Source organism: Xylanibacter brevis P6B11, from assembly GCF_000621825.1.
GTDB lineage: Bacteria > Bacteroidota > Bacteroidia > Bacteroidales > Bacteroidaceae > Prevotella > Prevotella brevis.
The window spans coordinates 1-13,235 of sequence record NZ_JHXG01000019.1 but is presented as its reverse complement, the minus strand read 5'-3'; the positions used below and the strand labels follow the sequence as shown (position 1 = coordinate 13,235).

General features: G+C 48.5%; 9 protein-coding genes. 3 read left to right on the top strand and 6 right to left on the bottom strand.

Annotation, left to right across the window (positions count from 1 at the left end; all coding sequences use genetic code 11):
* Window positions 1-11 precede the first annotated feature (11 nt).
* The 6 genes from T496_RS15155 to T496_RS0109680 all read right to left on the bottom strand — a co-directional run bounded on the left by T496_RS15155 (window position 12) and on the right by T496_RS0109680 (window position 9,419).
* A complete protein-coding gene (locus T496_RS15155; protein WP_197018947.1) occupies window positions 12-1,646 on the bottom strand; it encodes an InlB B-repeat-containing protein in 1,635 nt (544 codons plus the stop codon).
* Between the two features lie 83 nt (window positions 1,647-1,729).
* On the bottom strand, window positions 1,730-2,749 hold the full coding sequence (locus tag T496_RS0109700) for a DUF6261 family protein (protein ID WP_155808828.1): 1,020 nt from the start codon (window positions 2,747-2,749) through the stop codon (window positions 1,730-1,732).
* A gap of 360 nt (window positions 2,750-3,109) precedes the next feature.
* Entirely contained in the window at window positions 3,110-5,101 is a 1,992-nt protein-coding gene (locus tag T496_RS0109695) for a hypothetical protein (protein ID WP_155808826.1), read from the bottom strand.
* 90 nt (window positions 5,102-5,191) lie between these two features.
* On the bottom strand, window positions 5,192-5,386 hold the full coding sequence (locus tag T496_RS0109690) for a hypothetical protein (protein WP_027450576.1): 195 nt from the start codon (window positions 5,384-5,386) through the stop codon (window positions 5,192-5,194).
* A gap of 210 nt (window positions 5,387-5,596) precedes the next feature.
* Entirely contained in the window at window positions 5,597-7,441 is a 1,845-nt protein-coding gene (locus tag T496_RS0109685) for a DUF3858 domain-containing protein (RefSeq protein ID WP_155808824.1), read from the bottom strand.
* A 13-nt stretch (window positions 7,442-7,454) separates the two neighbouring features.
* A complete protein-coding gene (locus T496_RS0109680; protein ID WP_044111043.1) occupies window positions 7,455-9,419 on the bottom strand; it encodes a DUF3857 domain-containing protein in 1,965 nt (654 codons plus the stop codon).
* Window positions 9,420-10,057: 638 nt separating this feature from the next.
* On the opposite strand from T496_RS0109680, the gene T496_RS0109675 reads away from it, so the two are divergent.
* From T496_RS0109675 to T496_RS0109665, 3 genes are read left to right on the top strand one after another with little or no spacing between them, the layout of a single operon-like run.
* A complete protein-coding gene (locus T496_RS0109675) occupies window positions 10,058-10,552 on the top strand; it encodes a type IV toxin-antitoxin system AbiEi family antitoxin domain-containing protein (RefSeq protein WP_231478038.1) in 495 nt (164 codons plus the stop codon).
* Entirely contained in the window at window positions 10,549-11,424 is an 876-nt protein-coding gene (locus T496_RS0109670; RefSeq protein ID WP_027450572.1) for a nucleotidyl transferase AbiEii/AbiGii toxin family protein, read from the top strand. The genes T496_RS0109675 and T496_RS0109670 overlap by 4 nt, the downstream gene beginning before the upstream one ends.
* A complete protein-coding gene (locus T496_RS0109665) occupies window positions 11,417-12,229 on the top strand; it encodes a metallophosphoesterase (protein WP_027450571.1) in 813 nt (270 codons plus the stop codon). The genes T496_RS0109670 and T496_RS0109665 overlap by 8 nt, the downstream gene beginning before the upstream one ends.
* The last annotated feature ends 1,006 nt before the right edge of the window (window positions 12,230-13,235 follow it).

Sequence of the window (13,235 nt, the reverse complement as noted above, 5' to 3'; positions counted from 1 at the left end):
GCGAGAGGGGGTTACTCGGCAATCGCGTTCCAGTGAGCGTAGATGGTGGTGGCACTGGTAGCGTTGCTGGCGGTAAGTTTCGTGCCGCCTTCAGCAGAGGTGTACCAGCCGTCGAAGGTGTAGCCCTCACGTGTGGGTGCTGCGAAAGTGGTGGCAAGGGCATCGCCGCTGAAGAGGTATTCCACCTTGTCGGCAGTGGAGCCACTGACGCTGCCGCCGCCCAGGTTGTAGGTCACCTTCACGGGGTTGGTGTAGCGGTACAGTCCCCAATAGTGTTCTTTGCCTGGCGCTGGACAAGTGGCAGATTGTACGTGGCCTGTAATCAGGATGGCCACCCTCGGCTCCCCCGAAGTAATGTCAATGGTTTTGTCCAGTTCGCTGAAAGGCGTATGGCCGGCCCAGCTATATTCAATGATATTCGCTCCGATAGGGGACATATTTGTGCCACTACCTTTTTCATAGCCGAAATGCAGTGTGTGTTCACCATTGCTAAAACCACTGCCGGTTACATTGTATGTCGACGGGTTCAGCGTAGGCATGTGGAGGGTGATGGTGCCATCCCTGTTGTTTTCGACTTCGACAAATGATTCTATATTCTGGATTGTCGCGCCTGGTACGAATTCCGGTCTCTTCTTCTTCTCGGCCTTCACGCCGATGACTTTCTTCGAGCCGGTGTAGGTGACGGTGACGGTCTGGCCCTTCTTCACGCCGGCTTTGGGGCTGGCGGTCCACTCGTTGGGATCGGTGCCCTCGGCGAAGGTGACGGCGTAGGTGGGCTCGGGGGCGATGCGTGCGGTGATGGACTGCAGGCAGATGTCGCCGTCGCTGTAGGTGGCGGTGGCGCCATCGACGCCCTCGTCAATGCCCACGGGGTAGTACCATACATAGACGATGCCCTGCTGGGTGAAGCCCTTGGCGGTGGGCAGCTGGTCGGTCCAGCCCTCAGCGTCGTAGGCGGGTGCGGTGGTGCCGCTGTTGCTGACGAAGTACATCAGCTTCTTGGCGCCGGTGAGCTTCGTGGCGTCCACCTTCACCAGCGGGTCGTCGGTAGTGGCGCGCGCGTCAGCGTCGGCAGCGGTCACACCACCGTCAGCCACGGTGGCCTGCGGGTAGTACTCGGGCTCCAGTGTCACGTTGCCGCCGGGCATGGTGAACGTGCCGGTCTTCTCGGCCTCGTCCCAGGCGACCTTGGGGCCGGAGGAGGGCTCGGCGATAGTGAAGGTGATGCTTTGAATAATCTCAACTAATCCTTGGATGCTGACGCTCTCGGCATCGCCTGTCCATGTCAGTTTGGAAGTGTATTCCCAATAATCGGGATCATATTCAGGTTCAGGTTGGACAGCTTCTATAACCTCGTAATTCCATCCGCTGACACTTAAAGGTGACGAGCTTGGCCTGAAGACAATCTCAATCTTGGTGAAGTTGCCCAGCGTGCTCGTGAAGGTATTAACGCCATGTTTATAGAAATAATTAGAATAACGAGCATCGTTATTACTGGGTGTCACGGTCACATCGTACTTGGTAAATGCGGCACTACCGGTGTTAAAGAAGTCTTCTGTTACCCACGTGACGGTGGTTGCCCACGCTCCCGTCGTCACGGCTAATAGCGCGACGAGCGTCAGTATTGTTTTCTTAATTTGTATCATAATCTTAATGTTTTAATGTTTCTTTGTTCTTGATTCTATTCACTCCCCTCCCTCAGCAGGCGAGGGGCAGGGGGTGGGTCTTCTCATTCGGGCGTTACCGGCGTTACATCCCCGCCGCCGTCCGGTGCCGGCTGCGCCTCGGCCTCCAGCGAGTACTGTCCGGCCTCCACCTTCGTGGCGGCATCCACGGGCTCGCCCTGCTTGTCCAGCAGTCGGCGCTGCTGGTAGAGCACCTCGTCGTCGGCCGTCACCGTCCAGCCCTCGTTCGACTGCAGACCCTCGTCCACGGCCTCGCGCCAGGTCTCGCCCTGGTAGTAGCTGAAGTAGACGTTGGCGGTGATTTTCAGCTTCTTCACGCCGCGCGGGAACACCTGCTGCACGTAGTACTCCTGGTCCTGATTCACCACGTCGATGGCGTGGTCGTAGGGGCTCACGCCCTGCTGCTGCTCCACCACGGCGAAGGCGTTGATGACCATCACCGTCTCCACATACACCAGGTCGGCGGCCTGACGGGCCCTCTGCATGGCCTGCGCGTCGATGCCGGCCTGCTGCTCGTTGCGCTGGGCAATGAGCGTCTGCACCTGCTGGTTCTCGGTCTTCAGCTGGGCGACCAGCGCGGTGACGGCGAGCGTCGTGCAGTCGTCCGACAGGGGCGACACTTCGAGCTGCTGGATGAGCTGGGCGATGTGGGTCGATTCCAGCTCGTAGCCCTCGCTGATGTTCACCTGATAGTCGCGCATGGCCTGCAGCACGCGGGGCGCGGCCTCCTTCTGAGCCTGCGTTCCCACGCGGCCCAGCGCCTCCACCATGGTGCGCAGACCCACGAACGTGTTGTCGCGCACCTGGTCCGCCTCGGCTATCTGGTCCGACAGCGGGCTGCGCGTGATGGTGCGGTAGGCCTCGTCCTCCGCCTGTACGGCGGCCACGAGAGCCGTGTTCTGACTGACGATCATTGCCGGGCAGTCCTGTCCCAGTTCGGTCACGATGAGCGTCCCTACGCGCTCCTGAAACCGCTGCATCCACGAGAGGTGGGCGGCGTGGGGAGCTCGCTGCATTTTGCCCACAAAGGGCTCAATCTGCTTAAATCTTTCTGTGTAAGCCATATCTTTTCGTTTTTTTTGTTGTTAATTATCGATTGTATTGACTACAAATGGAGTTTTTTGCCTCCGGGCGTGCTCTGTATCGACTACAAAGCCCGTTTTTTGCCTCCGGGAGTGCTCTGTATTGACTACAAAGCCACTTTTTGCCTCCGGGAGTGCTCTGTATTGACTACAAAGCCCCTTTTTTGCCTCCGGGCATGCTCTGTATCGACTACAAAGCCCCTTTTTTGCCTCCGGGCGTGCTCTGTATTGACTACAAAGCCACTTTTTTGCCTCCGGGCATGCTCTGTATCGACTGCAAAGCTCATCATCGTCTCCATCCGTTTCCTTATACATTATATATATATACGCGCGCGAGGGGGATTACTTTGACAGGTAGAACACGATGCATTTCACACGTGCGCCTTCGAAATAATCAGTACCCGTCAGCAGCTTAACCGTCGAGGCGGCACTGCCCGTCCACGTGGCTTTATATATTTCTGTCATAGAATCTCCACTATACGACCATCCAGTGCCGAGATTTGCACTGTCCCAACCATCAGGACCTAGGGCTTTCATCTCGATCTTTGTGAACGCCTTGCCGGTCGGTGCCGTGAAGGTAAAGCCGCCGGATTCGTCCGCGTAGAAGATGATGCCATCCATTTCCGGAGCTGCGGAATTATACCACCAGGCATATATCTCGGCGGCATTAGCACTCAGCCTGACGCCCTCCATCTCATATGACTCGATGCCCGCGACATCAAGGTCGCTGATGTTCGTAACGTCCCATACGACGATGTCGGCCACGGGAACCTCAATGGCCGTAGCCGCAATCTCGCTGTCGGAGTGCGTGTCGTCGCCCTTCACGTAATACCAAACATATACCTTGCCACTGGCGGTGATGTCCTTAGCCGTGGGCACCGCGTCGCTGAAGCCAGCCGTCGAGGTAGGCTTCGTGTTCGTCGTGGTCACTGCATACATCAGCGTGCCGCCGTCGGCCACGCCACCGCTCACCAGCGCCGTGGTCTTGCCAACGCCAACAATCTCCGCACCCTTCGGCGCCGTCGTCACCGCAGCAGCGGGCTTCGCCGACTGCTCCGCCTCGCTTGTAGCCTCCTGAACGAGGCGGACGCTGCACCCGAGGCACCGATTGATGCTGTTCGCGGGTTCCAGACTGCCCGAATTGAATTTCACGCGGTACGCATAGTCCGCGCCATCAGGCGTAGCAGACCCGTAGTAGCCGTACGAGCCCAGACCGATCATCTCCGAGCCATACCGGCAGCCTGCAGCCGGCAGGAACACACAGCCGGCAGACTCCATCTTAGTCCAATCCGCAGCGGTGTAGCTGTTGCCTTCCCAGCCATACTCGTCTGTTGCGTTGACACCTGTCGGAGCCGCCACGCCGTCGGGGTGAGTATAGGTGTCGGGGAAGAGGATAACGCCCCCCACATCGTTTACCTTAGCCTTGGCATAGCGGCCGTTCTCGGTGCCGTTCACGGTAGATGCACTGCGGGTCTTCAGCAGATATGCCCACTCGTCACTTGTCAGCGTGCGCCAGCCTGCGCCCATCGTTGCGCCCCAGTCCACGAAGTCGCCGGAATAATCGCCGTTGCTTGTAGAAGTATTCATACCGTAATCGGTGGCAGAAGTGCTCCAGCCGAACTTGTCCCATGCGTCTGCGCTGTAGCTGGTGTAAAAGTCATACTGGTTGTCGAAGAAGCTCCACTTCGACGATGCGTAGCGCAGGTTTCCCTTCGAGAAATAAACCTGCTTCGAGTCGCTGACGCTGAACACACCGCTGATGGCCCCGTCGGGAACCGCCGCCGCCGCCGCGTCGCTTGTAGCCTTCACGCCCTTCACCTTCAGTCGTCCGTTGTACTGCAGCGTCACGGTCTGGCCCTCCTCAGCGGGGTTGGGGCTGATGGTCCACTTGTCGGCATCCTTCACGCCGTCCTTCAGAGAAACGGTGTAGCCAGCGGCGGCGGCGGACTCATGCAGGGCGAGGGTGAAGAGTAGATATCCCTTTTCTGTTTTAATATTAGTCACCTCAAGTCCGTCGGAGATAGCCGTGACTGCGAAAGCCTTATCGAAATGTATGTATGGGGAGGACATAATCGAGACATACTTGAAAACATAGTAGGCTCCGTCAGTCTTTTCGGTGACATTGTACTCATTGTCGATGTCGGCACGAATCAGCGTGTAGGTTTTGCCGTTATCAACTCCCCAATCATTAATAGCACCATCATCTGTAGGTGAAAATGTGTCGCCCACCTTGATCACGTCGCCCACTGCGAGCGTCGTGTAGTCAGTGGCCCACGCGCCCGTCGCCGCCGTCATGAGCAGCGCGAGCAGAAGTAATAATTTGTTTTTTCTCATAATTTTAAGTTTTAAAGGATTAATAAATTGTATGTTGTTTAGAAATTCTTCTCCATCTCTGAGACATCTGCAGATCTGTGGCCGAAGACATCAGGGTGGGCAGCCGCCCCCATGCATCTCCTGCTCCATGTCCTGGATCACGTCCTTCAGGTCGCGGTTCTCTACGGAGAGCCGGTCCAGGCGTTCGTCGCGGCTGCTGAGGGCGTAATATAAACAGCAGCAGAGAATGGTGAGCAGCGCCACCACCCCTACGAGTGTAAAGTTCATAATGTCTGTCATGTTCATTAGGTTATAGATTTCGGGTAAGTATTATGTTCTGTTGGCAAAGATAAGAAAAATCTGCGAAACATGCAATAGTTTTTTTGCAGATTTTGAAACACATTTTGCAGATTTTGAAAGTCCCCGCCCCAAATGAGACGAATACAAAAGCCCGCGGGGAGGGGAATGAGACAAATAGAAAACAACAGTGCTCAGCACTTAAGTGCCGAGCACACCTTAGTCTTTTTGCTTTAATACAACAGCCTTTCCATAAGCGCTGTTGATGGTGCGCAAAAATTCCACAAATTGGGGATAGAGCGACTTGTCGTAAGTCCCAGACTTCATCTGCAGACGATTCTTCACTTGAATGGTTTTTCCGTCACTACATAATGAAGAAGTGAAAGAGGCAAAAGGCAACTCAATCCTGACATCTTCTGGGCGTGATTCAATGGTATAGCCTTCTGGTATAGAGAGCGTAATCTCATCAATGTCGCAATAGCCATTCCTAAGCAGAATATCCTCATGACGTTCCTCTGCGCCATTAGGAATGCCATACCCGCGGTGAATAGGACATATAGGCACAAAGAGGCGACGCCCCGTCTGCGTAGCATATTTTCTACTTTTAGCCTCAACGCTAAGCGTCATTTCCGTCCCCACCTCTTGTATACCAATCTTGTCAATCTCTGCTTGAGGCATATAGACCATCTGCTGTACCACCTTTTGGCGTTCTTCCTTATTCATTCCCTGCATGAACATATAGTTCTCGTACCGTCCGCAACAGTTTTGTTGTGTGATAGTCATATTTGCAGCACCTTCTGCCGAGAGACTGACATTAATCGTGCTCCGCATTAAGTTGGCACTATCGGGATAAGTAGGCAATTGCAAGAGACGTCCCCCATGCTCACTGATTTCTATGGCATCATGTCCCGCGATGTCTCGATGAAGGTATCCCATTGGCAATTGCGGGTTGGTGCATTCAAGCCATAGTGTGTCATCACGAAGGGGAACTTGCAGAATGACATGATTCATCTGTCCGATACTGGCAAAATCCTTTCTGAGATGACGATTGACGGTACTGATCGTTGTATAACAAGAAGGGATCCCCACTTCTTTCAGCATGGCTCGCATGTAGTTCGACAGGCCCTTGCAATCGCCATAGCCACTCTTGCTCACACTGGAGGCTGCAGCAGGCTTCAAGCCTCCGATGCCCAACAACACCGCCACATAACGGGTTGTCGTGCCCAACAAATGGTATATGGCTTCCACCTTATCCCTATCGCTTCCCAATGTATCCGTCAGCTGATGAAGCTTTGTCCGGACCTCGTCTGGCAACACGTCAAGGTCTTTCATAAGACCGTACACCCATTTTCCATAGTTGTCCCAGTCGTAAAGACTCCCTTTAGTCCCATAATAAACGAAATCCGTTGGTGCAAACCATGCCATAGGGATTCTTTCGTGAAAGGGGCGCGCATAGGATTCCTGTCTTAGAACAGGCAAATCGCAGACGTCAAGAGAAAACAGCTGACTTCCATCGGAAGTAGTTTCCACCTTCACCTGATTGTTGATATTCTGCAAGGCATAACGCACATTCATGCTTTGAGGCGCCTTTAGCCTATAAGAAGCCTTCTTTACGCTTATGTCGTAACTTGTCTGCGGCATAAAACGTGGAAATCCAATTAAATTATCTCGACTTTCTATCGTCCATTCATAAGTCACCGTAACAGGATAGACAGGAGGCATATAGTCAAAAAATACCTTATACTCGTCAATCGCGAGATATGGAGAATACTCGGTCTTTTGCAACTCGCCTTCCTTTATTTTCTTGATGATGCGTCCTGAGCCATCTGCAACCACACCCTTGAAGTGGGTCAGCTTATCCCCACCACCACAAGAGCATGCAAACGATGCGAGGGAAGCTCCTTGCGCATTGAGAATGGTGACCACATCACGAAATCGTGTGACAGCATACGTTGCACTCTTGCATTCCACGTCAACAACAGTTTCTTCCACAACTGCCTTTTGTGCATATACAGCAGAAGCAGAAATACAAATCATGAAAAGCAGAAACAGCCTTTTTCTCATACCATCCTTTGATTTATTTCTCCACCTTCTTAAGCACAATCACATTTTTGCAGCTTTCCACCAGTTTCTCGAAGAAGAGTCTCAAGGCTTGGTATTCCTGCTGAGAGAAGAATGTGCGCTGTATGTCCAGTTTGAACGCCACAGTCAACTGATTTTCTTCCTGAGCAGCCATCATACGAGCCGTGATACCATCATATCTCACAACAACAGGATCTGGTATCTCTTCTATTTGCCAACCATCGGCCAGGTTCAACTTCATATTGATTGTCTTACGATGCTTGTAAGGCAATTCCACGGGCAGGATTCGCGTCTCGGCAATAAAAGGATTCTCGCCAAAAGGATATATTGGCAAGAGATCAAGATATATCCTATTATCGGCCAATGGATATCGCTTTTCAAAATTGATTTTCTCACGGACAATCGGCGAGAAATCATGAAGGCCCTGCGACTCGTAATGGGTGATGTTGCTGTGCATACGCTCCTGCATCCGGTAAATCACGTCAGCACTGTCCTTGCCCGTATGCCATTGCCTGCGCAGATTGGCAGCGGCCTCGCCATTCCACGAATTGGTGATGTCGCCAGTCAGTTCCCCGTTTGCACGAAGGCTGGCTTGTATCAAGGTATTCTCTGTTGACTGTGCAAGAGGCTGCAAGTTTACCCATTGTCCTTGACGATCTTTTCGGATGACTCGCGCCTGTTTAACATATAAGCATGCTGGCAACACATTCAAGTAGCCATCGTGTGCAGAACTGTCAAAGAAGCACATGGTGGAATCGTTCATCTGAATACCCACGATAAAGGTCGAGAGGTATTTCAAACTGGCATGAGTCCTTGGCAATAGTCCACGATTGCGCAGACGCAGCACAACAGGTGATGCCTCAACATTGGCATCGCGTAGCATGTTGATAAACAAGAAGTTGATATCGGCATTGCTTCCCGTGCCTTCCTTTAATATGCTTGCTCCCGACTTTGCCCAGAAAGCATATTGGCCATTCCATTTCACACGCTTCCACAGCATTTTCCACGTGGCTTCCACACGTTGCTGCACATTGTCTATCTGCGGTATTCCCGCAGCAATGATTTCGTTTTTCAGAGGACTGCTTCTTTTCATGCGGCCACCAAATTCTTCGTTGTTGAGAAGCAGTCTGTCAACGTCGTTCCATGTTGAAGTGAAGTTCTTATGGAGAGCACCAGGAATATAGATGCCCTGCAGTTCGTGGGTCACTTTGTTGCCATAGTCTTCCGCATGCCATATATAGTCATCATTCTTCAGAGCTGGCAATTCCCTACCAACAAAAGTATTCTCGTTGGTCGTCAACACCCTCGTACCAACAAGCAATGAGCCCGCACCTGTTTTTCTCTCCAGGCGGTTTATTCCTGTCTCTTCTATATGGAAACTAAACCATTCTGGAACAGACAACGAATATTGAGTATAGAGAACCGGTATATCGCTTTGTGCATACCAGTCGCGCAGTTCAAAGAAGAGCCCACTCTCCAGTGTGTATTCATATTCGAAGACAGTACCCACCTGCACCTGTGGGACAGAGAACTTAATACGTGTTTCCGTGCTACTGACCTGCTCTCTAAACACCATCGAATGGTCCATCTTGGTCTTTATCACCTTGCCGTCTTTCAGGTTGTAGGCTGTGGCTTTCAAACCAGTAACCAGTTCGTTGTTCTGAGAATTGCCCTCATCGGTCCAGATCGGCACATTCAAATCTGCAACACGCTTTCCCTCAGGCTTCAACACCTTCAAACGGCCTTTCACAACTCTGAAAACACGGAAATCGTCATTCAGAAACTGATAGTACACTTTAACCTGTTGACACAACACCACAGCGTCTGCATCCTTGTCGGGCGCATATTCTGTCATCGTCAGCTCTTCTTTGGTAGGTTTTCCCCATTTCAGGTTAGGTTCTATACTGTCTGCAAAGACATTGATAGAAATAAAAGACAGCAAAAACAAGTATAGTCTCATGCGGTTTTTATGTTTTATGGTTTATTGATTGATTGTTTGGTGTTGCAAAAATACAAATAATTTCTAAAAGGCTGTAACGTTACAACCTTTTTTTTACAATTCACTCGTTTTTTGTCGGAATACCACAAAAAAACATTAAAACGACTTTTTATCTGAACAAAACCAAGACTAAAACACTATTAGATTTACAGATAGTAATTTCTGCGTGGGAAAGTGATATGTATAATGTTTGAAAGAATCTCTCGATTATATAGCAAAACTATAGAATACTCCAATTATTATAGAAATGTATCTCCATCTTCGCAATATTTGTGAATTCTGACAGAAATAGCATGCAGAATGTACTCAGAAAGGTTATATTGCTATAACCTTTTTATCATTTTGAATTGTTATAATGAAACTTTTTTGTTGTAAAAGTAATAAAAATATCATTACTTGATACGTTGATTTTGTATTCGGAACATCTTAATAAACATAAAAATTTGCCATTAAAAGAACAAAATCCGTACAAAACTACTACAATTAAAAATATTTGTAGTATCTTTGTACCGATTATCAAAGATAATAATATGAAAGAACGGAATACATATCTTTCTTCCGCCTCTGTAAAAAAGCAAGGGAGAACAGCTTACTATAAGATGCTGGAGAGTGCCAAGCAAGGAGAGCTTATCCAGGTCCGTCGTGGTGTGTATGCCAATATAGACCAACTCAGTGGCAACATGATTGACATCAATGCCGTTGTTCCAGAAGGCATTCTATGCCTTTGGTCAGCATGGAGCATTCATCAGCTTACCACTTCCATGCCACAGGCTTTTCATATCGCCATCAAAAGAGGGCGAAAAGTCTCTATTCCTTCTTTTCCAAGAATGGAGGTTCATCATTATACGGAAAATCTTCTAAAAATTGGTGTAATTTCGATGATAATTGATGGCTTCAATATTCGCCTCTACGATGTTGAACGATGTGTGTGCGATGCAGTAAAGTTTCGCAATAAAGTTGGTATGGATGTCTGCTCCGAAATCATCAATAATTATCTTGAACGTCCAGACAGAAACCTAAGCAAGTTGATGGACTACGCCCGTAAACTGAGAGTGGGAAAGATTCTTGAACAATATCTGCAAGTTAAACTATGAGTAACGAAGCCATAAAGAATTACGGAAAATCTATCCGCAGCAAACTGTTGAACATATCCAAAAAGGAAGATGTCTTCCATCAAACCATCCTGACTCGTTTCTTTCAAGAACGTCTGCTATACAGAATGTCACAGACAAGATACCGCGACAACTTCTATCTGAAAGGTGGTGCTTTGATGTATGCATACGAAAAGTTTGCAGCGCGCCCAACATTGGATATAGACTTCCTTGGAAAAAATATAAGTAATGAAGGAACTTCAATCGTTGCAGCATTCAAAGAGATTTGTTCCGTTCCATGCGATGAAGACGGGGTTATCTATGACGTCGAAAATATTACATCACAGAATATCACAGAGTTCAAGGATTATCATGGTATACGACTGAGCATACCAGTTAGAATGAACACAATTTCACAAGTATTGACGATGGACGTCGGCTTTGGCGATGTAGTCACCCCAAGTCCAATAGATCTAGACTATCCTACTCTGCTTGAAAGTCTGCCAGCTGTAAACATTCTGGCTTACTCGCTTGAGACAGTTATTGCAGAGAAATTCCATGCAGTGGTTGATCTGGCAGACCAAAGCAGCCGCATGAAAGACTATTACGACCTATATCATCTGCTGTCAAAAGAAAAATATGACAGTGAGATACTACAAAAAGCTATTGTGCATACATTTGAGAACAGGCATACTTCATATGATGCTAACACTATGTTTTTCCGCGATGATTTTGCCAACAACCAACAAATGCAAGTTCGATGGCAGGCTTTTTTACGTAAGATTACAAAGAAAGAGGAGATGTCATTCTCGGATGTTGTGACACACATACAAGACACCTTACGCCCTTATTGGGAGATTCTGGCACATGAATAAGTACCATACATACGATTTCCCAGACTGTAAATGTATTGTTGTCTGCGGTGACATTCACGGGGACTTCAATCTCCTCGTGAATAAAGTTTGTGTGCAATATCAGATGAAAGATACTCTGGTCATTGTAGCAGGAGATTGTGGCTTTGGCTTTGAAAGAAAAGGGTACTATGAGAATATTGTCAAGCGCAATACCAAGCGAGTAAATGAATCCAACAACTGGTTTCTTTTCATCCGTGGCAACCATGACAATCCAGCTTACTTTGACGGAAAAACATTCCGGCATAAAAGGTTTACTTGCATTCCCGACTACTCTGTAGTCAAAGCCAATGGTCACACCATACTCTGTGTTGGAGGAGCAATATCTGTTGACCGTCAGCCAAGAATAGATGCATGGGAACACTATCAAAGAAAGGCACATAGGTACAGCCATAACTCTTTTGACAATGAACTTTTTTCACCCAACTATTATTGGCAAGATGAAGCTCCAGTTTTCAACAATGACATATTATCTGAGATAACCAACTTGCATAAGATAGATACAGTAGTGACACATACTGCCCCATCTTTCTGTGAACTACAGAACAAAGATGGATTACTGCAATGGGCAATATATGACAACAGTCTGTTAGATGATGTACAGAAGGAACGTGAGACAATGGATGCAATCTATACCAAATTGAGAGCAGAGACCATAACACTTACACATTGGTATTACGGTCACTTTCACCAAAGCTGGCATTCATCTATTGATGGAGTCCTATTCAAAATGTTAGACATCATGGAACTAGCAGAAATTACCCCTTGACTAAATCAAGTTTTATAACGCCATTCTGTACAAACATACTACTATTTGACAGAAGTGTGGTAGTTTTGTACGGTTATATAAATTCGGCAATAAATACATTTTGTTGCCGAATTTATATTTCCTAGCAACCAAACATCTGTATTAAAGGATTCTGATTTCTGCCGTCAAAAAAGAAAGAGATGAGAAAGTCGGTATACTTGACCAATGAACGGTTTAGTTTATCCCCATATTAAATATCTATAACCTAAACTAAACCTTTTATCTTCGCCAATAATATTAAGCTACGCTGAAGGGACAGAATAAGAGCCTGGAGGTACACGAAGGGACAAAAGTCCCTCGACATAGTATCTGTCCCCCATAATTGGAGTGGCATGCGCTGATTATCAGTAACTTATATTTACAGATTTTACATTCTGCATCGGAAAGTAGATTCTGCGTGGAAAAAGAATTGCGGTGCAATAGTGTAGGTTTTGCATTGCAATAGTGTAGGTTTTGCATTGCAATAGTGTAGGTTTTGTGATGCAATTCGGTAAGTTTTGCTCCGCATCTAGCCCCTGGCCAGCGCCATTCCAGGGGCTAGATGTGGTTGATTCAGGGGCTAGAAGTGGTTGATTCAGGGGCTAGAAGTGGCAGTTCCAGGGGCTAGAACAGAAACTATAGTTTTGGTTCTAGAGTTTAGAACGGCCATTTCTAGACTCTAGAACTGCCACTTCTAGACTTTAAAACAACCCATTCTAGACTCTAGAAATGGTGTTTCTAGACTCTAGAATGGATGCAAAAGTGCCACTATTAGATGACAAAAGTGGCACTATTAGATGGCAAAAGCAGCACTATTAGTAGCTCAACAAGTGCTGATCGAAATCCTTGGCACCGCCGGTTTCGCCAAAGAGGCGCTTCAGCAACTTCACTCGCATGTTGGTGATGGACTGTGGCGACGCCATGAGCAGACAGGCAATCTCGGAAGGCTGGAAATGATAGTATATCAGCAGACAGAGCGTCTGCTCGC